24 protein-coding genes and 1 pseudogene are annotated in these 23332 nt (G+C 70.7%); 19 read left to right on the top strand and 6 right to left on the bottom strand.

All coding sequences use genetic code 11. The features are described from left to right. Positions 1–14 precede the first annotated feature (14 nt). The 5 genes and pseudogenes from SALPAC6_RS0124685 (at position 15) to SALPAC6_RS0124665 (ending at position 4709) form a co-directional block, all read left to right on the top strand. Positions 15–1361: a helix-turn-helix transcriptional regulator gene (locus SALPAC6_RS0124685; RefSeq protein WP_018255978.1), complete on the top strand. Its 1347-nt coding sequence runs from the start codon at positions 15–17 to the stop codon at positions 1359–1361. A gap of 490 nt (positions 1362–1851) precedes the next feature. Beyond that, complete coding sequence (locus SALPAC6_RS0124680; RefSeq protein WP_018255977.1) at positions 1852–2754, top strand: ParA family protein; 903 nt, start codon at positions 1852–1854, stop codon at positions 2752–2754. A 269-nt stretch (positions 2755–3023) separates the two neighbouring features. After that, on the top strand, positions 3024–3383 hold the full coding sequence (locus SALPAC6_RS30635; RefSeq protein ID WP_018255976.1) for a hypothetical protein: 360 nt from the start codon (positions 3024–3026) through the stop codon (positions 3381–3383). A 94-nt stretch (positions 3384–3477) separates the two neighbouring features. After that, positions 3478–3819, top strand: a pseudogene (locus SALPAC6_RS30630) (tyrosine-type recombinase/integrase); the annotation flags it as partial. A gap of 41 nt (positions 3820–3860) precedes the next feature. Next, positions 3861–4709 (top strand): GNAT family N-acetyltransferase, encoded by an 849-nt coding sequence (locus SALPAC6_RS0124665; RefSeq protein WP_018255974.1) that lies wholly within the window; start codon positions 3861–3863, stop codon positions 4707–4709. Here the strand turns inward: SALPAC6_RS0124665 and SALPAC6_RS0124660 are convergent. The 4 genes from SALPAC6_RS0124660 to SALPAC6_RS26775 all read right to left on the bottom strand — a co-directional run bounded on the left by SALPAC6_RS0124660 (position 4699) and on the right by SALPAC6_RS26775 (position 7950). Beyond that, a complete protein-coding gene (locus tag SALPAC6_RS0124660; protein ID WP_018255973.1) occupies positions 4699–5979 on the bottom strand; it encodes an asparagine synthase-related protein in 1281 nt (426 codons plus the stop codon). The two genes, SALPAC6_RS0124665 and SALPAC6_RS0124660, sit on opposite strands and share 11 nt — an antisense overlap. 38 nt (positions 5980–6017) lie before the next feature. Next, a complete protein-coding gene (locus SALPAC6_RS29580) occupies positions 6018–6161 on the bottom strand; it encodes a lariocidin/triculamin family lasso peptide core domain (RefSeq protein ID WP_018255972.1) in 144 nt (47 codons plus the stop codon). A 197-nt stretch (positions 6162–6358) separates the two neighbouring features. After that, positions 6359–7156, bottom strand: a complete 798-nt coding sequence (locus SALPAC6_RS0124645) for an NYN domain-containing protein (RefSeq protein ID WP_018255970.1) — start codon at positions 7154–7156, stop codon at positions 6359–6361. A gap of 20 nt (positions 7157–7176) precedes the next feature. Beyond that, positions 7177–7950, bottom strand: a complete 774-nt coding sequence (locus SALPAC6_RS26775; protein WP_026190061.1) for a hypothetical protein — start codon at positions 7948–7950, stop codon at positions 7177–7179. A 395-nt stretch (positions 7951–8345) separates the two neighbouring features. On the opposite strand from SALPAC6_RS26775, the gene SALPAC6_RS0124635 reads away from it, so the two are divergent. The 8 genes from SALPAC6_RS0124635 (at position 8346) to SALPAC6_RS0124600 (ending at position 18029) form a co-directional block, all read left to right on the top strand. After that, complete coding sequence (locus tag SALPAC6_RS0124635) at positions 8346–10046, top strand: replication-relaxation family protein (RefSeq protein WP_018255968.1); 1701 nt, start codon at positions 8346–8348, stop codon at positions 10044–10046. A gap of 102 nt (positions 10047–10148) precedes the next feature. Further along, complete coding sequence (locus SALPAC6_RS0124630; RefSeq protein ID WP_018255967.1) at positions 10149–10640, top strand: hypothetical protein; 492 nt, start codon at positions 10149–10151, stop codon at positions 10638–10640. A 426-nt stretch (positions 10641–11066) separates the two neighbouring features. After that, positions 11067–15284 (top strand): MobF family relaxase, encoded by a 4218-nt coding sequence (mobF, locus tag SALPAC6_RS26770; RefSeq protein ID WP_050563520.1) that lies wholly within the window; start codon positions 11067–11069, stop codon positions 15282–15284. Positions 15285–15391: 107 nt separating this feature from the next. Further along, entirely contained in the window at positions 15392–15673 is a 282-nt protein-coding gene (locus SALPAC6_RS29575) for a hypothetical protein (protein WP_026190059.1), read from the top strand. Next, entirely contained in the window at positions 15670–16050 is a 381-nt protein-coding gene (locus SALPAC6_RS0124615; protein WP_109746870.1) for a hypothetical protein, read from the top strand. The genes SALPAC6_RS29575 and SALPAC6_RS0124615 overlap by 4 nt, the downstream gene beginning before the upstream one ends. A 473-nt stretch (positions 16051–16523) precedes the next feature. Continuing rightward, positions 16524–17108 (top strand): hypothetical protein, encoded by a 585-nt coding sequence (locus SALPAC6_RS0124610; protein WP_018255964.1) that lies wholly within the window; start codon positions 16524–16526, stop codon positions 17106–17108. 256 nt (positions 17109–17364) lie between these two features. Continuing rightward, positions 17365–17616 (top strand): hypothetical protein, encoded by a 252-nt coding sequence (locus SALPAC6_RS0124605; RefSeq protein ID WP_018255963.1) that lies wholly within the window; start codon positions 17365–17367, stop codon positions 17614–17616. Continuing rightward, positions 17613–18029 (top strand): hypothetical protein, encoded by a 417-nt coding sequence (locus tag SALPAC6_RS0124600; RefSeq protein WP_018255962.1) that lies wholly within the window; start codon positions 17613–17615, stop codon positions 18027–18029. Before SALPAC6_RS0124605 ends, SALPAC6_RS0124600 begins: the two co-directional genes overlap by 4 nt. On the opposite strand, the gene SALPAC6_RS0124595 is transcribed toward SALPAC6_RS0124600, so the two are convergent. Together SALPAC6_RS0124595 and SALPAC6_RS0124590 are read right to left on the bottom strand one after the other, a co-directional pair. Next, on the bottom strand, positions 18016–18606 hold the full coding sequence (locus SALPAC6_RS0124595) for a GNAT family N-acetyltransferase (protein ID WP_026190057.1): 591 nt from the start codon (positions 18604–18606) through the stop codon (positions 18016–18018). The two genes, SALPAC6_RS0124600 and SALPAC6_RS0124595, sit on opposite strands and share 14 nt — an antisense overlap. 2 nt (positions 18607–18608) lie before the next feature. After that, the gene (locus tag SALPAC6_RS0124590; RefSeq protein WP_026190056.1) at positions 18609–19367 is read right to left on the bottom strand and encodes a GntR family transcriptional regulator; all 759 of its coding nucleotides are present in this window, start codon (positions 19365–19367) and stop codon (positions 18609–18611) included. 229 nt (positions 19368–19596) lie between these two features. Here SALPAC6_RS0124590 and SALPAC6_RS0124585 point away from each other — a divergent pair, with 229 nt between their 5' ends. The 6 genes from SALPAC6_RS0124585 (at position 19597) to SALPAC6_RS0124560 (ending at position 23264) form a co-directional block, all read left to right on the top strand. Continuing rightward, a complete protein-coding gene (locus SALPAC6_RS0124585) occupies positions 19597–19941 on the top strand; it encodes a WhiB family transcriptional regulator (RefSeq protein ID WP_018255960.1) in 345 nt (114 codons plus the stop codon). Beyond that, the gene (locus SALPAC6_RS0124580) at positions 19938–20618 is read left to right on the top strand and encodes a GGDEF domain-containing protein (RefSeq protein ID WP_018255959.1); all 681 of its coding nucleotides are present in this window, start codon (positions 19938–19940) and stop codon (positions 20616–20618) included. Before SALPAC6_RS0124585 ends, SALPAC6_RS0124580 begins: the two co-directional genes overlap by 4 nt. Continuing rightward, a complete protein-coding gene (locus SALPAC6_RS0124575) occupies positions 20615–21127 on the top strand; it encodes a hypothetical protein (protein ID WP_018255958.1) in 513 nt (170 codons plus the stop codon). The genes SALPAC6_RS0124580 and SALPAC6_RS0124575 overlap by 4 nt, the downstream gene beginning before the upstream one ends. Beyond that, complete coding sequence (locus SALPAC6_RS0124570; protein WP_018255957.1) at positions 21127–21342, top strand: hypothetical protein; 216 nt, start codon at positions 21127–21129, stop codon at positions 21340–21342. Before SALPAC6_RS0124575 ends, SALPAC6_RS0124570 begins: the two co-directional genes overlap by 1 nt. A 41-nt stretch (positions 21343–21383) precedes the next feature. Continuing rightward, on the top strand, positions 21384–22664 hold the full coding sequence (locus SALPAC6_RS0124565) for a hypothetical protein (RefSeq protein WP_018255956.1): 1281 nt from the start codon (positions 21384–21386) through the stop codon (positions 22662–22664). A gap of 342 nt (positions 22665–23006) precedes the next feature. Then, positions 23007–23264, top strand: coding sequence for a hypothetical protein (locus SALPAC6_RS0124560; RefSeq protein ID WP_018255955.1), 258 nt, complete (start codon positions 23007–23009; stop codon positions 23262–23264). The last annotated feature ends 68 nt before the right edge of the window (positions 23265–23332 follow it).

Below are 23332 nucleotides of genomic sequence, written 5' to 3'. Positions count from 1 at the left end.
GGAGGATGGTAGCTGTGACGCTGCACAACTATGAGCCGGTGGGGAACGGGCTTCGTACGGATCATCCGGTGCCGGGTTTGCCCTTCGTTGACGATGCACATATCCCGGTCGAGGATCGGCGGGCGGTAGAAGCTGTCGGTCGTAACCGCGGGGAGAACATGTGGGGGCGCACGGACAAGTGCGCTGATCGCGGGTGGGTGGCCTACACCTCGGACCCGAAGCGTCTGGACCTGGCGTGGTGTGTGCGTTGGCATCCGGAGCATGGCCGTTCGGTGGTGCTGTACCGCAACGCCGACTCGTCGGGCGCGTACATGGCATTCATGAAGACAGCTCAGCTGTTCCGTGCCGGTGGCTACTGGTGGGACGGGGCTACCTGGTACCGGCCGGGGCAGATTTTCGACTGGGCCAGCGAAGTGCATGTGCAGCGGCAGGTTCCCGCTGCCTCGACAGTGACCGCGGCCGACATGATCACCGGTGGCCTAGGTGATCGGGCGCGCGTCCTTGGTGTCGAGGACGTCGACCTCGACGCCGCTTTGCAGGGTCCCTGGACCGCTCACCTCGCGGCCTGGGTCGCCACGCGAAGTGACACCTCACGAGCGTTGTCTCGTTGCGTGGTGCAGATGACAGCACCGGAGCTGGCTGCGGACCAGTTGGTTACGGTGACCGAGATGGCGGAGATCGCCGGACTGAGTCCGTCGACTCTGCGCGCCTACCTCACTCGTGGAGAGAGCACCGTTCCGACGCCGCAGGCGGTCGTGGGAGGCCGCAGCATGTGGGCGCGTGTCGTCGCCCAGGAGTGGGCCGAGCAGCGGCGTCGCTCTCCTGACGGGGCCGCCAGCGCTATGGCCGCCCACCGTGACAGCTCACACCTGTCCCTCGGCGTCAACGACCTGTGGCAGCAGTACACGAACACCTTCGCCATGCAGATCCGGGAGTCACCTACGCTGCGCAAGCGTCTGGCGCTACGGTGGCGCACCGAGGAGTCCGTGCGGGAGATCGCCACCGAGTTGAGTTGGACGGTGGCTGCCGACCTTGACTCCATCGTGCCTACCCATCTGCTGGCCAGAACGATCCGAGGCGCTGTCTTGGACGAGTTGGCGACGAGCCACCAGCTGCACGGTGGCGAGCACGACTACACCATCTTCCAGGACGTGGCGGAGATGCTGGACTGGCTCGTGCGTCACGAGCCACGACTGGCCGCCCGCACCATCACCGAAATCATCGGTGAGGCCGAACGCCGCCAAGGCATCCCAAGAGAGGCCGTAACGCAGGCGATCACCGACGCACTCCACCTCGACGGCGCGTTGGACGCCGCGGAATACGACGAGTTCCTGGAACGGGCACTACCGCCAAGCGCCTGACACGGCGGGCACGACCGGACGTCGGGTAACCAGGGGGTCAGGGACAGCCTGACCCCCGAAACACCCGCCATGTAGTGCTTCAGCCCCGCCACCCGGCTCCTCGCTGCGACCGGTCGCACCGCAAAAACGCGCGCGCGAGCGGCGAACGCGCCAACCCACAAGACGTGCGGTCACCTCCGTGCCCATCACCGCCGACAGCACACGGCCGACTGCCATGCCACACCTTCAGCTATCGATGACGCTATCGGATAGCAATACCGGGTCGCTTGTTCATTAGCGTTAGTTAGAAGCTGATAGTAAACACCGTGCAGTAGCGGTATCTACATGCCTTGGCTCCGCGTCTTTGTGTAGCTCACACTGTCAGCGCGTCTGTCGCTCTCTCATCTGCTCATGTGATAGAAATCGCGCCAGCATGCCCTTATGCGCTTGCGGCAGCAGGTGCACCAGCTCCTCTTGCCGCGAGTAGGACCCGCGACAGGAGTAGCAACGTATGCCCGCGAGTGCACGCACGATCGCAGTAGCCAACGGCAAGGGCGGCGTCGGTAAAACGACGACTACCGCGCACCTTGGAGCCCTGGCGGCAGAGGCAGGCAACCGGGTGCTGCTGGTGGAGCTGGATGTGCAGGGCAACCTCGGCGAGGATCTCGGCTACACGGGCGCTGGTCTGTCAGACGAGGGGGAAGCCCTCTACGCCGCCGTCCGCTCCGGCAAACCCCCCGTGCCTCTGCGCAACGTACGCCCCAACCTCGATGTGGTGCCGGGCGGTGCGGCGGTCTCGCTGATCCCCTCGGCGCTCGACGCCTACCGGCGTTCTGGCCGTGAATCCACCGGTGCTGTCGGCCGCTGCCTGGCCCCACTGGCAGCCGACTACGACTTGCTGTTCATCGACACACCGCCGATCGACGCCGTCGTCCAGGAGGAAGCCCTCGTTGCGGCGGCGTACCTCCTCATCCCCACCAAGACTGACGCCAGCTCTCGCAAGGGCCTGCGGGAAATGGCCCAGCGGTTCGCTGCCGCCCGAACGATCAACCCGACCCTTACGCTGCTCGGCGTGTTTCTGTTCGGTGTGACCCCCGGCGCGACCCGGATCCGCGGCGCCGCCCGCACGGCGATCCAAGCGGAACTCGGCGCGGCCGCGCCGGTCTTCGACGCCACGATCCGCCACGTCGAGGCGGCCGCCTACGACGTGCGCGAGCGCGGGCAGCTCGCCCACGAACTCGAGCGCGTCGTCGACGCCGGACCGAAGTGGTACGAGCGGCTCCGCGACGGGGTGGACACGCCACAACTGGCCTCCAGCTCCGCCAGCCTCGCCGGTGACTTCCAGGCTCTGACCGCCGAAACGCTCGCCGCGCTTGTCAAGGCGGAGGCCTCAGCTGCGGCAGTGACGGCATGAGCGGTACCCAGCTCGGCAAGGATCCCTCCGGTATTCCGCCCACCGACCTGTCCAGCCTGTTTGCTCCGGCCACAGCAGCGGTACCTGACCGCACCCAGGGAGTTCCCAAGCTGACACCACCGGCCCCGGCAGTACCCGCTGTGGCGGCCCAACGGCCAGTACCGACGACCGCAGCAGCAGAGCCAGATGCCGAAGCGCGTCCCGCTCGCCCACGTCGCACGCATCAGGCCACAGGTAGCCGGAAGCCGAAACGCCACCCTTCCAGCGTAGTGATCTACCTATCTGTCAGCCTGCGCAGCCGGCTCCGCGACTACGCCAAAAGCACCAGCCGCTCGCACACGCAGATCGTGTTCGACGCTCTTAACGCCACGCACCATCGACTCGCCGAGCTGGCCGCAGCCAGCAGCAAACAACCCGCCGAGCAGTCCGATGGACTGTTCGTTGTCCAGCGGTCCACCCGGCAGCTGCACGAGGAGGACCAGGTCCAGGTCTCCATCCGGCCCAACCCCACCAACCTTGCCGTCATCGACCGACTCGCCGAGCAGCACACCAGCGGTAACCGGACCGCCCTCATCGCGGTCGCGCTCGACGAGTACCTGCCTCGTGGCGTCACCGGCGGGGCCGCGTAAGGGCCTTCTAGCGCCCCTTTCCGAGGGTGGGCAGGCCGCCGCTGAGGCCCGGGTGCCGGTGGTGGTCGGGCAGGCCGGGGCCCGGCCGCGCCGGCCCCTGGTCGTCACGGCCAGCGGCGCCCGCGTCGACCGGGGTGCGGTGTGGCGGCTGCTGCGCCGCCTCGCCGTCGCCGCGGGAATTCCGGTGAAGATGAGTCCGCACGTGCTGCGGCATACCTGCGCCACCCTCGCCCGTGACGCCGGCGCGCGCCTGGAGGACGTCCAGGAGCAACTCGGCCACGCCGACGCGCGGACCACCCGTCGCTATGACCACGGTGGGCAGCGCCTCGACCGGGCGCCGGCCTACGCCCTCGCCGCGTACCTCACCGCCGCCGACGGCGGGCATTCCACGGAATCACCGCGGCGCACCGTCGATAGCCCGCCGCTGGACCGATGATGGTCGTTGACCCACCGGGGATTCAGAGAAGGAGGTCATCCGTGGTCACGTCGCTGCTGACACCGGTCACCACCGCCACGGCGGAGTTGGTCGACCTGGTTAACGCCGATCGGCTGCCCGGTCAACCGGCGTGCACTTTGCAGCGGTTGCAGGCGGCGATCGACGGGACGTCGCCGGTGGACTCGGCGTGGTGGGCCGAGTTGGCCGATCTGCGTACCGAGGTGCTGTGCGACGCCGCCGGAGCGCTGGCCGGCGCGGTGGCCTACGCCCGGCGTCCGCGCGACGGCGCCGGGGTGATTCTGTGGCTGCACGCCCGGGAGGACCCGCCGGTGGTGCGGCGGCTGCTCGACCATGCGCTTACCGGCCTGGCCGGCTGCCCGTCGGTGGAGGCGTTCTCCTTCGCCACCGCGCTGGGCCTGGGTCTGGAGGCCCTGCCGGTGCGGCACCGTTCGGCCACCCACGCCGCCCTGCTCGACCGGGGTTTCACCGGCAGCGACCTGTGGCGGTACATGCGCCGTGACCTGCCCGCGCCGGGCCTGCCGACCTGCTCGTACCGGACCAGCTGCGACGAGGACCGCCGCGTGCTGCAGGTCGAGCGGGCCGGCCAGGTGGTGGCCGAGGCGACCATCGGCGACCCGGTCGACGGTGTTGGCGTGCTCTGGTGGATCGGCGTGGAGCCCGTGGCGCGGGGCGAGGGGCTGGGGTTGCGGCTGCTCGGGTCGGCCCTGGACCTGCTGGCCGGGCTCGGCGCCCGGGAGGTCATCCTCTACGTCGACGACGACGCCCCCGACGACGATCCGGAGCGGTCTAGGGTGGTGGCGAACGCCCTGTACGAGCGGGTCGGTTTCGTCGAGGTGGACCGGCTGTGGTCCTACCAGCTCACCCGCTGACCTGATACCCGCGCGCGACCGCGCCGGCGAGCCAGGTCTCCACCGCCGCCACCGTCAGCCGGGTCGCCGTGTCCGTGCAGGACGCGACCGCGGCGGCGTCGAGCAGCCCCGCTTCCACGGCCGTTGGCGCGGCCAGCGGGCCGGCGACCGCGCGGGCCAGCGCGGCGGCGTAGTACCGCTTCGCCGTCGGCAGCCCGGCCCGCATCTGCGCCGGGAACAAGCCGACGACCAGGGGTTTGATCCGGTGGTAGGCGTGCGCGGGGCGAGGGTCGTAGCGCGACGCGACCGGCACCGCCAGGCCGGCGGCGACCAGGTCCGGGTGCAGGAACGGTGAGCCCTCCGGCACGCTGCCGGCGTCGGGGCTGAACCCGCGCGGCCAGAACGTGTCGACCCGGTCTGCCTGCGCCCATGACCTGCCCGCCGCCGCATGGCCAGCGACCTGCTCGCGCACCCACTGCGCTGCCCAAGCCCGCGCCTGATCCCGGTGGCCGGCCGCCAGCAACGGCGACACGCTCGGCCGGCACAGCCGCGGCCAGTTCGCCGCCCAGTACGCCGCCGCCGACCACCTGGCCGGCAGCGCCCGGGCCGCGACCGCCGCCACCTCGCCGGGCCAGCCGGCCTCGGTCCGCGCCAGGTCGGCCACATACCGGCCGGCCCCGCGCGCACCCCACCGACCGGCGACCTCGATCGAGGCGAACGACCCGGCCGCCAGCAGCTCGTCGGCGCCGTTGCCCGACAGCAATACCCCACAACCGGCGTGCGCCGCCGCGGCGTTAACCCGGGCGTTCAGGTGCGGCAGCGCGTCGAACCGCGGACCCAGCGGCGACCACGGCGGTGCGGCGCCGGCCGCGTCAGGGTTGACCACCACCAGGCGGGCCGGCAGCCGCAGGGCGGCGATCAGCGCGGAGGCCGCCGCCGCGGTGCTGACGCCGTCGTCGTCGACCAGGTCCACGGTGAACGCCACCACCGACCGCGCCGGGACCAGCCGGCACACCGCCACCAGCACCGCGAGGGAATCCAGGCCACCGGAGAAGTTCACCCCGACCACCGCGGCGTCACCACACATCTCGGCCACCGCCTGGGTGAACACCTCGCGCAGCGCCCGACCGGCCGGGCGGGCCGCCGGCGCGGGCCACACCAGCGCCACCTCCTGCCACCAACTACCGGCCGGGAACTCGCCGGTCACACCAACGCCGGTGAACAACCGCGCCAGCTCACCGCCGGCCACCCGCGCGCCCGGGCCCGCCACGACCAGGGGATCGACGCCCACCCGGCCCGACGGGCCCCAAAACGCAGGGCGAAGCTGCCTCACCCGCGCAGCAGACCCCGCAGGCCCCGCGCCAGGTCCGCCAGGAACCCCACCGGACCCCGCGCGGTCTCACCCGCCAGGGCTTTGCTGCCCTTGATGCCCCGCCCGTGGGTGCCGTCACCCGGGTTGCTCTTCGCCGACATCTACAAACCTCCCCATCGACCACAACCGATCAGCAGAAAGTAGCGCGGAAGCCTCGCTGTGTGCAGCCGATATCGCGGGGCGGGCAAGTTGACCCGGTCCGGCGAGGACCAGAGGCCGGGAACACCTGCGTCACCCTCGCCCGCAAAGCCGGCGCCCGCCTCGAAGACGTCCAAGACCAGTTCGGCCACGCGACTGATCACGCCGGCATGGGAATCAGACGGATCCTGATGTCAGCCCCGGACCGCCCCGCGGGCGCTACCCGGTGTGACAGTTGGTTGAGGAAATCGCGGAAGGTGCGGCAGCCGTAGTTGGCTTGGTCGAACGACGGGTCCAGCACGAGCATCTTGTTCTTGACGGTGCCGGCGGTGGGGGTGTCGGTGGGGATCTGCTCGAACGCCCGTACGAGCAGGGTTTCGGCGTCGGCGATGTCGAACGCGGCGCTGACCGCCGGGCGGGCGGCTGGTTCCACCTCGGCGACGATGGTGCCCCAGAACTTGTACTCGGAGCAGACCGAGACCAGGCGTTGGCTGGCGGTGGCCTGGGTGCCGACTCCGACGACGTGTTTGCCGAACTCTCGTAGCCGGTGCACCAGTGGGGAGTAGTCGCTGTCGCCGGTGACCAGGATGAACACATCGACGTCCGGGTGGGTGATGAGGACTTCCATCGCGTCGACGGCCATGCGGATGTCGGCGGCGTTCTTGCCGGCGACGCCGTGGTGGGCGATCTGGACCAGGTCGACGCCGTTGTTGGCCAGCGCGGGCTGGTGACGGCCGAAGCCGGTGTTGGCCCAGTCGGCGTACGCCTTGCGGATGGAGGCGTTGCCGTAGAAGCCGCGGCATAGGTGCGTCAGCGCTTTGGCCGGGATGGGGTCGCTCTGCCCAGGCAGACCCTTGCCGGCTCCGCAGACCAGGTTCTCGAAGTCGATGAAAACCGCGACCCGGGCCTCGGGTGAGTAGCGCGCGAGCGGTCCGCCGGTGCCGTTGTCGTGGTCCATCAGAGCGTGGTCCGTTCGTCTCAGTCGGTCATCCGCATCAGGTCGCCGATGTTGCGGTGCAGCGCCGCGTCGGCCGCTGCGCGTTCGAGGGCGTCCATAGCCTTGGACAGGGCCCGGCCGGCGTCGGTGGCGTCCCCGGCGGGGCGCAGCGGGTCGGACGCGGTCCGTTTGGCGGTGGCCATTCCCGACAGCGCTCCGGCGACGGTGCGGATCGTGCGGACGAGGACGTCACCGGAGCCCACCTGCCCCTGACTGGGTATGGGGCCGTCGAAGTCCAGCCCGGACAGCGCCATCGCCAGCCTGACGGCCCGCCACTCGATCAGGGCCCACTCGTCGGACTCGCGCTGGCAGTTCGCCCCGGCGAACGCCATCAGGGTGATCTCGGCGATGTCGTCGACCCCGGCGCCGGCGGTGCGGGCGGCGTCCTCGGCCCGGCTGGCGTGGGCCTCGACCACGCCGACCAGGGCGTGCGCGAGGCGGGCGGTGACCAGCTCAGGGCTTACCCCGTCGGCGGCAGCATCGTCCAGGTCGACGGTGACCTTCATGCCGAACCGGTCCAGCAGCCCGATCAGCTCGTCCAGGCTCAGCACACCCGCCATCAGCAACCGCACCCCTCGTTCCGTCCACTGCGCCCCAGCCGTGTACCGCCGGACGCTACACCTGTCGATGCCGGCGTCCTGGGCGCGGGTGAGGGCGCGGCCCGCCGCGAGTTCGGCGTGTGAGCCAGTGCGGCGGGTACGACCGGCACCACCACCAACCCACCGGCTGCCGACCAGGCCAGCAACGGGTGGCAACGGCCACCGTCGCGCCGCCAGCTCCTGAACAGGGCTGCGGAACGCCGCACCCGCAGCGAGCGTCAGCCGGTGCTCGGGGCTCGCCGCCGAAACAGGTCTCGGGGACCTTGACCAGCACCTGTGGACCCGCTGGACGGTCCGGGATCGGCCGGTCGCGTACGTGCTCAACCCGCCGCTTAAGCACTGACATCAGGTGAGAGATCACCGCTGACAGGTCGGCTGTTGGCCATCGCCGGGGGTCTGTTGGTTGCCAATTGCTGTGGACCCGAACGGCAACCCGTGACAGGGTGTTGGCCCAGCACAGCGCCGCTGTCCGGGTCGACGGCAACGGGGCGACTGACACTGTCTGTGTCACCGCTGGTGGCCCCATAGGGGCGTACGGGGGAGGTTCGCCGTTGTCGGATCGGTCGTTCGTGGAGCGGCTGCGTACCTCGGGCGGCCCGTCTCACGACCTGTTGGTGCTGCTGGACCAGCATCGGGTGATGACCACTGACCAACTCGCCCGCGCCACCGAGACCCCGGACCGGACCGTGCGCTACCGGCTGGATCGGCTGCGCGGCGCCGGCCTGGTCGACCAGGTGCGCCCGGGCCGGGAGTCCGGCTCGGCTCCCCGGCACTGGTGGCTGCGTCCGGCCGGCGCCCGGCTGGTGGCCGGCACCGCCGCCGGTGACGGCCGCCGCCCGTCCGGGTTGTTCGTCGCGCACTCGGCCGCGATCGCCGAGGTGTGGCTGGCGCTGCGCGAGCACGGCCCGGCCGCCGGGCTGCGCCTGGTCGACTGGTGGGCCGACCGGGCCGGCTGGCAGGAGTGGGAACCCCGCTCACCCGGCTACGGCTCTCGGCTGCGCCGGCTGACCCCGGACGCGGTCGCGTTGGTTGACCTCGCCGCCGCCGACGTTGTCGGCCAGGCCGCCGTGTTCATCGAGGTCGACCTGGCCAGCATGACCCAAGTCCTGTTACGGGAGAAGGTGGCCCGGTATCTCGCGTACGCCGCTGACGGGGCGTGGGAAGGCGTCTGGCCGCACTGCCCGCCGCTGCTGCTGCTCACCACCACCCCGAGCCGCGCCGCCACGTTCATCGCCGCGGCCGCGAAGCTGATGACGTCCGCCCGGAGCCAGACCGGCCGCTACGGTGGCCAGCCCGGCCGGGACATCGCCGCCGCGCAGGCCCTCGTGGTCGCCGCGTGCGGCCTGGTCCGCTCACCGGCCGACGCGGTGACTGGCACCGTCTGGATGCTGCCGGCGGAAGCCGCCGCCCAGGTGACGCTCGCCGAGCTGCTCGCCGAGCGCGTCAACGCGCAGGCCCGCGCCCAACACTGGCACGACCAGGCCGACGCCGAGCACGGCCGCCAGCAGCTCGCCGCCCGGATCGGCGCCGTCAACGTCGACGACGTCGCCCGGCTCCTGGGCGCCCCGGCCGGCGCGGTACTCGGCTACGCGGTCGGCCACCGGCCGCGTGACCTGGTCGACGCCGAACCGGACCTCGTTGACGCCGTCCTCGCGTGGTGGGACGGCGACCGCGCCGACCCGACCGTCGCCGGCCGGCTACGCGAGGTCCTGGCCGACCGGCACCGCCAGGAGTGGACCCGGCAGGCCCGCGCGCTGGCGGCCGCCGTCGACCAGCGCGGCGACCGGCCTGGGCTGTGCGCGGCCGCCGCCCAGCTGCAGCACGGCGAACTGCTGTCACGCACGGAGGTCGAACTGCTCGACCACCCGTCGGGCCCGGCAGGACATCCAGGAAACCGCGCTCGCCGGCTACCAGACCAAGCGGAACCAGGCCGCCGCCGCGGCGTACGCCGCGCTGCCGTGGCGTACTCGCCGCCGTACCAGCGCCGCCGAACTCGCCGCCGCCCAGGACGTCGAGCAGCTGCAGGTGTGCGGCATATGCCGGCTCATCACCGTCCGGGGCAGCGCCGACCAGTGGGACCCGCAGACCTGCATCCACTGCTCAGGCGCCCTGCTGCCCTACACCGACCGGGACCAAGTCCCCACGCTCGCCGCCCGGCTCGACGACATCCGCGCCCAGATCGGCCAGTGACGACTCACCGCGCATCGTGCCGCGCACGTTCCGACCGCCCGAGCCCGGGGCGGTCCGGGTGACCCCGTCTACGGTGCCGGCCGTAGCGCTCGGGGTGGTGGCCGGTGATGGGCGTTGGGGCGTCGTACGGTGACGGCCAGGGCAGGAGAAGAGGGGGGTGCGCGGTGGGCCGGCGCAAGATGCTGTGCGAGCGCCACGAGAAAGGCGACTCGCAGTCTGGCCACAGCGTGGCTGCTGGCGGCTACCACGCCGCCGTGTCGTGTGACCCGCTGCCGCGCGAGGTGCGCCGCGACGATCACCGCGTCATCCGCGGGTACGCGGTCGGTTTCGGCCAGTGGTTCTTCTTTCCCGGGATCGAGCCGGCATTGGCGTTCGGCCGGGCCGCGCGTATGTCGTTCGACTGCTCCGCCTACGGCGTGTACGAGGCGGCCCACGAGCTGCAGTTCTGCTACCGACACCACGTCGACGAGCGCGTCCTGCTCCTGGCCGGGGACAACCTCGACCGCAAGCCCGGCGAGGTCGAGCATCTCAAGCGTTTCGTCCAAGGCGTCAAAGAAGCCCCGTGGTCGGCGCACTGGCACCCGCCCACCGGCTATCTCACCGACTACGCGAACGGCCGACGGGTCAAGACCCGCCAGCGTTCCCTTCCACTCTGAACAAAGCGACCCCGCGCAGGGCCAGGCACCGGGACGGACACGCGCTGGCCAGGCCCGCAACGGGTAGCAACGCCCCCACCCGCCGCCGCGCGTAGCCGAGCGGGGTGTCTGCGTGCCTTCGCCCCACGGTTGCTGGGCTGGCTGGTGCTGCCGCGCCGCTTCCGGTCCTCGCGCCGTGGCCGGCGCTGCGGTCCGGGTCGGCTTGCCACCGATGTGTGTGTCTCCTGCGTGGACACACAGCCGGCGCGGGTCCACGGACGTGCACCTGGCGCGCGGTGGCCTGGGACGGTCACCAGCACCCGGATCCATCTCAAGATCAATTCACGGTCCCTGAAACGTGAAGTACCCAGGTATCTTCGATACGAGAGTCAAGATCAAAATCGGGGCAAGGTCGACAAAGTGGGCGGCGCGTGGGGGTGAGGCCGGATGGCGTGGGCGACCACGATCGGGCCGGACATGCGCCAGGTCGACTACCGGTTGCAGGCTAATTCCGGGTGCGGGTTGTCCGCTGATCGTGATGGTCAGGTGGCGTACCGGCTGGACTCGGATCGGCCTTTGGAGTGGGTTGGTGAGGGTCTGCGCGAGGTTGGTATCGCGCCGGGAACGGTGCTCGACGACGACGGTAAGACGGCGGCTCGGATGCTCGCCGACGGCCGTGATCCGCGGTCCGGGGAGCGGCTGATCGAGGCGAAGAAGGCTGTCGACCCGCGCGCCAGGTTGGATGCCGCGCCGCTGGTCGACGCCGTGCGCGTGGCCGCGGAGTCGGCCGGAACGACGCCGGCGCGGCTGCTCGGTGAGCCGCGCGCGGTGGCCCGGTTCGGTCGTCTGCAGCGGGGTGTGGTCCGGGAACAGAACCGCGCCGAGGCCCGCGTCCGCGTGGGTCTGACAGACGCGGTGGCGCATCGGGCGCCGGTGGGTGACCTGGAGAAGGTCGCCGCGGCGGCCGGGATTCGGCTCGACGACGTGTACGACGTGGGGGATTTGGCGGCCGCGCGGCTGCACAGGGACGCCCGGGTCGTGGTCGGTAACCGTGGTTACGACCTCACCCTGGATTTGCCGAAGTCGTACAGCGTGCTGGTGGCGATGGCGGACCTGGACACGGCGCGTGAGCTGGAGGAGGCCTACCTCGACTGTGTGCGCGAGACCGTCGGGGCGATGCAGGAGTGGGCCGGGTACGGGATGCGCGGGCATCACGGCGACGGTCACCGTGGGCACCGTGTGGAGGGGACCGGGCTGTTGGGCTGGATGACGGTGCACCGCACCGCCCGCCCGGTCGGCGGCGCCGCGCCGGATCCGCATCTGCACGCGCACGTGACGGTCGTGAACGTGGTCCGTGGTGTCGACGGCAGGTGGTCGACGATCGGCGCCGGCGGCCGTGACATCCACCGCCACGTCAAGGCCGCGGGTACTCTCGTGCAGGCCCGGCTGCGTGCCGTGACCCGGCAGCGGTGGGGTATCGAGTGGGCCCGTGACCCGGGCACCGGGGCGTGGGAGATCACGGGTGTTCCGGGCCGGCTGCGTGAGGTGTTCTCCAAGCGTCAGGGCCAGATCGACACCGCGTTGACCGACCGTGGACTCGACCGCGCCAAGGCCACGACGGGTCAGCAGAAGCAGGCCGCGCAGGACTCCAAGCGGGACAAGCAGCCGGCCGGCGCGGGGGTGGATCTGCGGGCCGACTGGCACGCCCAGGCCGCGGCCGCGGACGTGGATCCGGCGCGGCTGGTCGCCGCGGCGATGCCCGGCCCGCGGCCGTCGTCCGAGCGCGCAGGCGTGTCGGTTGACGACCTGGTGGCGTGGGTGTTCCGCGACGAGGCCGGGTTGACCGCGCACGGTAAGACGGCCACCCGCGCCGACCTGCTCGCTGAAGTGCTCGACGTCGACAGCGCCGGCATCTCGTCGCTGGCCGAGGCCGAGCAGCGTGTCGACCAGGTGCTCGCAACCGACACGGTGGTGCCGCTACCGGCCGCCGGCGCGGTGCACCTGAGTAACGCCCAGCGGTTCACCTCGGCGGGCATCGTGGATGCCGAGCGGACCGTCATCGCCGCCGCCCGCGACCGGTTCGCCGGCGGGTACGCGCTCGTCGACGACGCCACCACGGCGCTGGCCGTGGCGCAGTTCGAGGCCGCCGGCGGTTTCGCGTTGTCCGCCGAGCAGCGGGCGGTGCTGGACCGGCTGACCGGCGCCGGGCACGGGGTGGACACCGTCGTCGGTGTCGCCGGCGCCGGCAAGACCACCCTCATGGCGGGGCTGCGCGCCGCCTACGAGGCCGAGGGGAAGACCGTCGCCGGGGCCAGCACCGCCGCGGTGGCGGTGGCCAACCTGCGGGCCGAGGCCGGCATCGAGTCGTACACGATCGCGTCCTGGCTGCGGCGTATCGACGACGGGCCGGGCCTGACCGGCGTGGACGTGCTGGTCGTGGACGAGGCCGCGATGGTCGACGACCGGCACACGGCCCGGCTGCTGGCCGCGGCCGGCGACACGGGCACCAAGGTCGTGTTGGTCGGCGACCCGAAGCAGTTGCGCGCTGTCGGCGTCGGCGGGGTGTTCGCCGCCGCGCACACCATGCTCGGTGGGCTGGAGCTGACGGAGAACCGCCGCCAACGCGACGTCGTCGAACGCGAGGCGCTGGCAACATGGCGGGCCGACGAGCGTCGTGCCGCGCTGCAGACGTGGGCCGACTCCGGCCGCGTCCACGTCACCGCGACGCCGGCCGAGGCGCACACCGCGATACTGGCGCGGTGGGCGGCCGCGCGTACCGCATGGGCCGACCCGCACGAGCGGATCGACCGGCTGCTGATGCTCGCGCACACCAACGCCGACGTCGACGCCCTCAACCACCTGGCCCAGCAGCACCGCCTAGCCGCCGGTGAACTCCACCAGGGCACCCGGTACACCGTGGCGACCGGCGCGGCCCTGAGGCTGCACGTCGGCGACCAGGTGATGACCCGCACGAACAACCATGCTCTGGGCGTGCTCAACGGACAACGCGGCATCGTGACCAGCATCGACGACGCCGGCCGGGTCACCATCGAACGCCGCGGCATCGGCCCGGACGGGCCGGTGCTTACCCACGTCACCGTCCCGGCCGGCTACGTGAAGCGCGGCGGGCTGCAACTCGCCTACGCCATCACCGCCGCCAAAGCCCAGGGCCTCACCAGCGACCAGGCCCTCGTCTACGGCAACGGCATGGACGCCCACGTGCTCTACCCGGCCATGTCCCGCGACCGGCACCGCGCCGACCTGTGGCTAGCCCTCGACGGGCTGGAAACCGACGCGGACCGGGCCCGGCTTGGTATCCCGGCCGGTGAGGCCGAGGCCCGGCAGCGGGCCGTCGACGCCTACGCCGCCAGCGTGGACAACGACCAGCCGGACGGCATCGTGCTCGCCGAACTCGGCGAGGCGCCGGAGCCGATCCTGCCCCGCCGCGCGGACCCACACGCCGAGCCGGCCGAGCCGCAGACGGTGCCGCGGCGTGACCCGGTCACCGACGTCGACGCCCTCGCCGCCCGCGTCGACGCCCTCGACGACGAACGGCTGCGTCAGCCGACCGAGCGGGATCTGCTGCGCGAACGGCTGCAGCGGATCCGGCTGGACCCGGCCGGGCGGCGCGCGGCTGACGAGCAGACCCGCCGCGAGGTCATAGCCGAGCTACGCGCCATCGCCGCCGGCGATGAACCATCCGGCCGGTTCACCCGCGAGCAGCTGCGCGACGGCCTGGACGCCGCGCGCGCGCAGACCACCCGCCGCCAACACCCGGCCGCCGGCCGCGGCGGACGCGTCCCGGCCGGCGCTACCGACGCCCACGTGCCGTGGCAGCGGCGCCCCTACGGCACGGTGCCCACCGGGCAACTCGCCGACGAGATCACCCGCGCGGAACAGGCCGCGGCCCGCATCACGGCCGCCCACGCGCGATGGCAGCGCGCCGAGCAGGCCCGCCTCGCCGAGGCCCGCGCCGGGCGTGGCCCGGCCATGCGTGAACTCGACCAGCAGCGCGAGCGACTGGCCGCCGCGGTCGACGCGGCCCGCCAGGCCGAGCAGCACCTACAGGCCGCCCGAGCACACGAGGACACCGCACGGCAGGCCCGCGCCGAGATCCGCGCCCTGGAACACTCCGAGCACGCCCGTAGCCGGCTGGCGAAACTGCTGCGCCCCCGCGCCGGCCAAGTGGCCCGGCAGGTGCGGCAGCTCGTCGACGTCGCCGTGCGGGCCGACCACGACGCCGGGCAGGCCCGCGCGGCCGCGTACCCACACGAGCAGCTGGCACGCCGTACCCCGAACGCCGCACAACAGTTGACCGAGCTACAGCGCCACTGGCCCGCCCGGACGGCGGAAGCGATACACGCCGACGAGAAGCCGCCACGCACCGCGACGACCCTGGCAGCCGAATCGTTCCCCCAACAACGCCAGTCGCCCGAGGCCCTGCTGCGCCGCGCCGCCGGACTCCGCGCCGAAGCCACCCTGCGTGAACGCCTGAACCCGATACTCGCCCGGGTGGAAGACCTCGGCCGGCACACCGAACAAGCCCGCGAACGCGCCACCCGCGCCAAACAGCAGGCAGCCGAGCACCGCAGCAGTCCACGACTCCACCGCGACCACCACCGCGGACCGAACATCGACCGTGGCGGGCCATCACTCGGGATGTAAGGAGCGCCAGGGCCATTCAGCACAAGGCCCTGTGGGGTCTGCTGCCTCGAAGACCTCAGCCACGCAACCCGTCGCAGGGTGTAGTGCACGTGCACTACGCTTGTGGTGTGACGTTCATGTGGGCCGGTGGGGCGTTGGAGTGGCTGGCCCGGCTGGGCATCGAGCCGTCCGAGGTGCAGCAGGTGCTGCAGTACGGCAAACGGTGGCCCCGGCAGGGCTACACCTCGGCCGGGGCGGTGCTGACCGTGTGGGGACGCACCCGCACCGGCCGGGCCCTGCTGGTGGTGTTGTGGCCCGAACAGGGCTCGATGAACGCTCACATCACCGCCGCGCGGGAACTGACCGCCGGCGAGGAGGCTGAGCTGACGCGATGGGAGGCGACGCGATGAGCGGACACGACAACGACGACCAGGCGCTGCGCGACGCGCAGGCCACGGCCGCCGCCGAGCAGATCCATCAGGCGATGACCGAGGGCGCCATGACCTTCGGCGACTACCCGCCCGAGCAGGCCGAGCAGATCCTGGCGAGCCTGCCATCGGCAGCGGACCTGGACACCGCCACGGTGCCGACCTCGGTGCGGTTGCCCCTGCCACTGCATCAGCGCCTACGCGCCTACGCCGACCAGCACGGCACCACGGCCAGCGCCCTGATCCGGCAGTGGGTCGAACAGATGCTTGCGGTACCGGACCGGCCCATCTCCCTCGCCGACGCCGTACGAGCCCTGTCCACCCTGCCGCCCACCCAAAACCAAGACCGAGCAGCCTGATCAAGGCTGGACGTACTCACATTCGTACGAGACATCACACGGCACATACGCTGCCCGGACGGCCATCGCCCACCGGCTGGAGCATCCTCGACCTCAGCCAGACGTAGCCAGTGATGTAGCTGGACGAGTCTGTTCTGGGTGCAGACGTCACGGGTGTCTGGTTGATGCCCGTGTGGTGTGTGGTCGGGGGCACGGTGGTGGCGGAATCCCGGCCGGCGTCGGGGCGTTACACCCTGCGTACGACCGAGGAGGCGCCCCGCCCGTGGCGGGTGCCGCCCGTGCGTGAGCCCCGGAATGATGGCGGCCCGCCGGTCGTTACACATGGACCCGGCACCGTGAGAGCCCCGCAGGGCCGCGGTCGCCTGAGGATCATCTTCTTTTCTTTCTTGTTCTGTTGAGCGCCCGACGGTGCTCGCACCCACCCTGAACCCCCTTTCGGGCGTGGGCGTCGACCCCCGAATGGAGCACACCTCATGAACACGATTCTGCGTCGTAGCGTGCTTGGTATCGCTGGTCTGGCCCTGTCCACCGGTGTCGTCGCCGGCCCCCTGGCCACCCTTACCGACACCACCCCCACCCCGGCCGCCGCAGCGGCGGTGCAGGTGGCGAAGCCGGACATGGACACGCTGATCCCGCACGGCACCCAGGGCACGCAGTCGCATATCGACCTGGGCGATGAGCAGACCGGCAATGTGAAGGCCATCATCGAGGCCACCAAGGCCGCCGGGATGGACGAGCGGGCCGCCGTGGTGGCGATCGCCACCAGCCTGCAGGAGTCGAAGCTGGAGAACCTGGGTCACCTGGGTGACCGCAACGACCACGACTCGCAGGGCCTGTTCCAGCAGCGTCCGTCGTCCGGTTGGGGCACGGTGGAGCAGATCACCGACCCCGCCTACTCCACCACCGCGTTCCTGGAGGGTTTGAAGCAGGTCGAGGGCTGGCAGGACATGCCCCTGACCGAGGCCGCGCAGACGGTGCAGGTGTCGGCGTTCCCGTTCCACTACGCCCAGTGGGAGACCCAGGCCGCTGACCTGGTGGCCGAGCACTGGACCAGCTGACCCCGGCACCACCACCAGACCTAACCCTCAAGGGGGAAAGAAGCTGTTGGCCGGCACCCGACACGGGTGCCGGCTAACAGCCGTATCCGGGGTCATGTGCCGTGGGCGGGCACGGCTACGACCACCGGCCTCGGGTACACCAGCCCCCTATCCACAGCATGTGGATAGGACATGTGTACGAACATGGGTCGTGCGGTTTCAGTGACCACCCGCCTGGTAGCACCGGCGGTGCTACCAGGCGGGTAGGGTCGGTGTCATGACTGCGAAACGCTCAATCAGCGTCCCCGACGACGTGGCCCAGTGGCTGGACGACCAGCCCAACGTGTCCGCCGCGATCACCACGGCGGTACGGGCGCAGATGGCCGGCACTCACCTGGACGAGGCGCTGCGCCGCGCCGGGATCGAGGTCACCGACGCGGGTAAGGCCCGCTGGCGTGACCGCCTGGCCGCCCCGATCCCGCCCGAGGCCCTGGCCGAGGGACAGCGGATCCTCGACGAGGCCGCGTGAGCGGCCCGGTCGCCGTGGTCCTGGACGCCACCGCGCTCGCCGCGTACGTCGATGGGCAGCTCGCCGTCGGCGAACTGATCGCGGAGGTAGCCGAGGAGGACCGCACCGTGGGCGTGCCGGCCGCCTGTCTCGCCGCCGCGTACGCCGCCACGAGCAGCGAGGTCAGCGCCGCACTGCTCACGCTTCTGACAACCACTCCGGCCGTTACCGTGCTGCCCCTCGGCGCGGAGCCCGGTGTCGACGACGCCCGCCAGGTCGGTGTGCTCGCCCGTACTGCCGGCGGTGACATCGCCCTCGGACATGCCGCCCGCACCGCCATCGCCCACCAGGCGCACCTAGCCACCACCAACCCCGGCCCGGCCGCCGCCGTCCTGCCCACCGGTTGGAGCATCCTCGACCTCAGCCAGACGTAGCCAGTGATGTTTTTTGCGGCGGCACCTGATCGTGGGAGCCGATGAGCAGAGAGTCAGTGGGATTAAGGACGAGGCCGGCGGGCCGTTGAGCCATCCATCCTGACCTGCGGTGCGCGGGGGCCTCGGTACGGACGTGTGTGAAGCCGAGGCCTTCGTAGTACCGGTGCAATCTGTGGTTTGTGCGCCAGCAGTCGAGCCGGACCCACTCTCGTCCTTCCAGCGCGGCGACGCGGGATACCCAGTCGATGACCAGGCTGCCGAGCCCTCGGCGAGAAAGCGTCCTGCTAATGATGAGTTTGTACAGGTAGAAGCCTGTTTCCGGGCGATCCTCTTCAGACCAGAAGTCGGGGTCTGCCGGTCCTCGGCTTACTGTGCCAACCACCGTTTGGTCTCTGTCGAGCAGCGCCCAGGTCCGGCCTTCATAGATGCTCTGCCGCCACTTGGCGATTGCCTGGCTACCGGTTTCCGGGTCCGACCATTGGTCTGTGCCAGCAGTGCGTAGCCACTGTTCAGCCTCCGTGCGCAGGGTCATGAGGGCATCGATGTCATGCTGGCCTGCCGGCCGGATTCGGATCATGATCAGACATCCATCTCGTAGACGAGGACGTGTCGATCCCCCGGGGCGATGGTCATCATGACCCTGACCGGTCCGTCATCGCCGAAGCCGATGCGGACGTGCTGGGCAACGGGAGTGCCGGGTGGCAGCTTGAGGCGTTCCGACTCTTCTGGCTTAGGCATTCTGACGGTGATTTCGTCACGGATGCGGTGCTGGGGGTGTCCTACAGAGCGGAGCAGCCCTCCGGGGATCGATAAATCCCGCTCTTCCATGAGCGCGGTGTCTTTGGCGATTCGTGCGGGAAACCAACTGGTGGAGAACTGGAACGGCCGGCCATCGACTGTCCGCAGCCGTACCCGGCGTATCACCTCGTCACCAGGCTGGATCTGTAGCCAACCGGCCACCGCAGTATCAGCGGGCTCGGCCGTGACGGTCACGATCTGGGCGGGGTCACGACCGGCTTCCTTGATGGCGGTGGACCAGTCGTCCATCGTCGTTGAGTCGCGGCGAGCCTTGCTTTCGAACTTTGTCAGGTCCCAGGTGATAGGTCGGTCGGCGCGCACCCGGCGGCGCCCACCTTGCTCGCCAATCACGAGCCCCTCGGCCTTCAGGATGTCGACAGCGGCACTGACGGTTCGATCTGTCACGCCGTATCGGGTGGCCAGGTCCCGGCTCGTTGGCAGAGCGTCTCCTGGCCGGAGTTGCCCAGACCTGATCTGGCTGCGGAGATCATCCGCGATCGCACGTGAGGCACCTCGTTGGCCGTGTCTGACCGATGTCATGCGCGCATGATACGCACCCGGCCATCTTTGGTACATAACTTTTGGTCATTGGTGCACTTCTGGTGACTGCTGGGTACGTAAGTCCTTGACCGTCGTCGCTTGGAGACGTACTGTCATCAGGGCGTGAAGTTATGTACCAAACTTTGCGACTGAGGTAGGTAAGGAAGCCCTCGGCGTGACAGCGCCGAGGGCTCAGCGAGTCGGTCCAACCCGGAAGGAGACACGACTCATGGACATCGTCGCACGCAGCACGGCGACAGCCGAACTGACATCTGTGCTGGAGAAGCGGGTGCAGGCCCGAGGTGAGTGCGCCCCGGACGGCAAGAAGTCCAAGGTCAGCGCTGAGGATGACAAGTGGTTCCCGGTTACGCGAAACGAGCCGGATCTGGAAGCGCAGGCGCGCAAGGCGTGCAGTGGCTGCCCGGTGCGGGTCGAGTGCGCCGAGCTGGCGTTGCGGGAGGAGGCGGAGCTCCCCCCGGACTGGATCCAGGGGATCTACGGCGGTCTGGCGCCGCATCAGCGGATCGCAGCGAACAAGGCCCGTCGGGCGCGCTCCGGGGATGTGGCCCGGTGAAGGCGTTGAAGATGCTGCTGCCGGCGGCTGCCGTGTTGTCGCTGGCGGGGCACGTGTGGGCCGCACAGACGGCCCGGTCGCAGCGGGTCCAGCTGGTGCGGGCCCGTCGGGATGCGGCTACGGATCCGTTGACGGGCTTGTCGAACCGGGCCGGCCTGCACGAGGCCCTGGCCGCTATGGCTGGTGAGCCCTACGACCTGGTGCTCCTGGATGTGGACGGGTTCAAGCAGATCAACGACGCCTACGGGCATGACGCGGGTGATGCGGTGCTGGTGGAGGCCGCGGGCCGGTTGGCCGATGTGCTCGACGAGGTTGACGGCGCGTGTGTGGCCCGGCTTGGCGGGGACGAGATGGTGTTGGTGTGCCCGTCGCCGGCCCCGATCGCGGGGATGCTCGGCGCGGAGGTGGTGCGGGCTCTGGCCGCGCCGATCACGGTGCCGGGTGGCCGGGAGTTGGCGGTGCGGGCCAGTGTCGGCGCGGTGTCGGCGATGGCTGGCGATGACCCGCTGCGGGTGATGAAGGCGGCGGACATCGCGCTGTACAAGGCCAAGGCGGCCGGCGGTGACCGGGCGGCTGAGTACGACCGGGCGGCGGGTTTGCCGCAGGTGGAGTCGCGGCCGGTGGTGCGGTTGCGGGCGATGGCCGGGACGGCACGCGTGCTGGGTGGTGCGGCATGACGGCCCCGACAGTGCTGGACATGACCGTGGTGCTGGACCGCTATCGGGTTCGTCTACGCGAGGTGTCTGACGTCGAGTTGGAGCGTCAGGCCGCTGCTGTCGCGGTGCTGCCTGGTGGTGACGGGCTGCGGCGTCTGGTGGATGCCGAGCGGGAGTATCGGCAGGCATTGCGCCGGCCGGTCGTGTCGGCACCTCCGGCTTCTCGGACGGTGAGCCGTGCGCTGCGGGCTGCGGCTGTCACGGCGGTGGCGGGGGCTCCGGTGGCGGTGCTTGCTGGCCGGGCCATGTCGGATCACGCCGACCAGGTCCCGCAGGTGCTGCTGTACTCCCCGGTCGTTGCGGTTGGCCTGGTCACTGGCGTGGTTGTCGGTGGCCGTCTGGTCCGCTGGTTTGACGACCGCCGGCATCCGCCAGCGGTCGATGTGGACGAGGCCGATCTGGACCCGTACGGCCGCCAGCTGCTGGCCCAGGTGCGGGCCCGCCGCCGGGCACGCGGGGAGGTGTGCTGATGGCCTCCCTGCTGGTGCGGGTACGTCTGGATTGGTCCGACTCGACGCACTACGACCCTGACCGGTCGTTGCCCTGCCGGGTCTGCGCCACCGTCACGAAGATGCGCGACGGCCGTGGCGATGCGTGTCACCAGTCGTGCGCGGAGGACGAGCTCGCGCGGGAGCTTCTGGGTGCCAGTCTGGCCCGGGTCGCTGATGAGCGGGTGCTGCGGTGAAAGCGCGGGTGGCTGGCGTGTCGTGGGGGCCGTGGGTCGCGATGGCCGCGGCGGTAGTGCTGACGGCCCGGGGCGAGTTCGACCTGGCGGTCCTCGCGCATTTCAGTCCGAAGATCGCCTGGATGTTCCCGGTGATGCTCGATGTCTACGTGATCACGGCCTTCCACCGTCGTCGGTGGGTCGACATGGTCGTCGGCATGCTCCTGATGATCTTTTGTCAGGTGGCGGTGCACCTCGTTCCCGTATTCATCGACCTCGACGGCGGTGAGAAGGTGCCGTGGGGGCTGGTGGTCGCGGTTGCCTGTGTCGCGCCGATCGTGGTGGTGCGGGTTAAGAGCCTCACCGGCCGTACGGACCAGGAAGTCGCGGCGGAGGCGGAAACGACGGCGCGGGCGGAAGAGCTTCGGGTGGCGCGGGCGGAAACGGCCGAGGCTCGGGCGGCGCAGGCGGAAGCGGAAACGACGGCGCGGGCGGAAGCGGCGCGGGCTGAGGCGGAAGCGGCTGCGCGTGCTGAGGCGGAAACGGCCCGGGCTGAGGCGGAAACCCGGGCGGCGGCTGAGGCGGAAACGCGGGCGGAAACCTTGGCGGCCAAGGAGGCGGAAATCGCCACCTGCGCCGAGGCCGAGATTTCCGCTCGCACCGATGCCGAGGCTGCGCAGCGGCTGGCCACGGAGGCGATTGAGGCACAGCGTCTGGCGGAGGGTCGACTCGCTGAGGCCCGCGACGCCGCGGACCGGGCCGCTACTGCCCGGACCTTGGCCGTCCAGGCGGCTGACGAGCAGACGCGGGCGAGTGCCGAGGCCGTTGAGCAGGCCGAACGCGGCTACCAGGCCGCGCAGGATCGGGCCGCCACGGCGGACGAGATGGTGCGGGAGCTGCAGGCGCAGCTGGCTGAGGCGCAGCGGTTCGTCGAGCATCAGGTCACCGCGCGGGTGCGCGCGGAGCAGGAGGCGCAGGCGGCCTCCGAGGCCCGCGAGAGTGCGGTCAGCGAGCTGGAATGCGCCCGCCGTGCTCTTGCTCGGGTGCAGGAACGACCGGAAATCGGCTCGGGGCGGCGGGCGGAAATCACGCGCCCGGCGGGGCGGAAAGCCCTGGCTGCTGTTCCGGCCGAGTTGCCGGCTGGCCTGCCCGAGGTGGAAACGGTGCGGGCGGAAACCGTGGCTGTCGTCCTGGAGGCCCGGGGCCGGAACCCGGAAATGACCAACAAGCAACTGGCGGAGATCACCGGGATTTCCGACCGGACTATCCGCAAGGTCCTCAACGCCGTGCCGGCGGAAATCGCCGGCCAGGTCCTGCAACTGGCCGACGGCCGGGTGGCCTGACCGGGGTGTGAGCCCACGGTGCTCGACCCGCCACCGCGGTTGTCGGGTCGGGTGCCGTGGCCCCACCCCTCGGTCAGGGAGGAACAACCCGATGAACCACGTCTCGAACCCGCACCACACACGTGTGAAGGAGGTGATCTGGTGAGCGCTCAACCCGCCGAGGACAACTACCAAGCGTTACCGCCGCGGCGAATTCCACTCCGACGGGAGGCGGACGTGGTTGCCCTCGCTCCACGCAGGTCAGAGGGCCCGCCGGCCCCTCCCCTACCGGAATACAACCAGCCCAAACCTGTACAGAAGGTCACTACGAGTTCCGGTCCCAATTCCAACATCGGAATTACTGTGCGTGACATTCCGGGGGATTGGGGCAGCGTCACGGCGGTGTGGACGGGCTCGCCGGAGCCGCTGTCGGACCTGGTCGGTCTGACCGGGCAGGCCCGCGACGGCCAGCAGGACGCGCAGGCGATCGCGATGGCCTGCTGGGCCGTGCTCGTCCTGGTGCCGCGGGGGCTGCTGCATCTGGCCTCGTGGGTTCTGGCCCACCCCCTACGCACCCTGGCCGTCGCCGCGGTGGCGGCCGTGTTCGCCGCAACCCACTGATCTTTCGAGAAGGGAGCCTGTTATGACCAGTGCACTGTTCGTGCTCGCCGGCATCGTCTACATCGCCT

The sequence above is a fragment of the Salinispora mooreana genome, from assembly GCF_000379065.1.
Classification (GTDB): domain Bacteria; phylum Actinomycetota; class Actinomycetes; order Mycobacteriales; family Micromonosporaceae; genus Micromonospora; species Micromonospora mooreana.
The sequence above is the reverse complement of the archived record's forward strand: the minus strand, read 5'-3'. Positions and strand labels throughout refer to the sequence as shown.

What these genes read in the sequence shown, in the direction of transcription:
- mobF (WP_050563520.1), top strand. Translation starts at nt 11,067, where the DNA reads ATGGCGTGGGCGACCACGATCGGGCCGGACATGCGCCAGGTCGACTAC.
- SALPAC6_RS0124605 (WP_018255963.1), top strand. Translation starts at nt 17,365, where the DNA reads ATGACTGCGAAACGCTCAATCAGCGTCCCCGACGACGTGGCCCAGTGG.
- SALPAC6_RS0124590 (WP_026190056.1), bottom strand. Translation starts at nt 19,367, where the DNA reads ATGACATCGGTCAGACACGGCCAACGAGGTGCCTCACGTGCGATCGCG.
- SALPAC6_RS0124645 (WP_018255970.1), bottom strand. Translation starts at nt 7,156, where the DNA reads ATGGACCACGACAACGGCACCGGCGGACCGCTCGCGCGCTACTCACCC.
- SALPAC6_RS0124585 (WP_018255960.1), top strand. Translation starts at nt 19,597, where the DNA reads ATGGACATCGTCGCACGCAGCACGGCGACAGCCGAACTGACATCTGTG.
- SALPAC6_RS0124575 (WP_018255958.1), top strand. Translation starts at nt 20,615, where the DNA reads ATGACGGCCCCGACAGTGCTGGACATGACCGTGGTGCTGGACCGCTAT.
- SALPAC6_RS0124565 (WP_018255956.1), top strand. Translation starts at nt 21,384, where the DNA reads ATGGCCGCGGCGGTAGTGCTGACGGCCCGGGGCGAGTTCGACCTGGCG.
- SALPAC6_RS29580 (WP_018255972.1), bottom strand. Translation starts at nt 6,161, where the DNA reads ATGTCGGCGAAGAGCAACCCGGGTGACGGCACCCACGGGCGGGGCATC.
- SALPAC6_RS0124615 (WP_109746870.1), top strand. Translation starts at nt 15,670, where the DNA reads ATGAGCGGACACGACAACGACGACCAGGCGCTGCGCGACGCGCAGGCC.
- SALPAC6_RS0124570 (WP_018255957.1), top strand. Translation starts at nt 21,127, where the DNA reads ATGGCCTCCCTGCTGGTGCGGGTACGTCTGGATTGGTCCGACTCGACG.
- SALPAC6_RS0124610 (WP_018255964.1), top strand. Translation starts at nt 16,524, where the DNA reads ATGAACACGATTCTGCGTCGTAGCGTGCTTGGTATCGCTGGTCTGGCC.
- SALPAC6_RS0124595 (WP_026190057.1), bottom strand. Translation starts at nt 18,606, where the DNA reads ATGATCCGAATCCGGCCGGCAGGCCAGCATGACATCGATGCCCTCATG.
- SALPAC6_RS0124680 (WP_018255977.1), top strand. Translation starts at nt 1,852, where the DNA reads ATGCCCGCGAGTGCACGCACGATCGCAGTAGCCAACGGCAAGGGCGGC.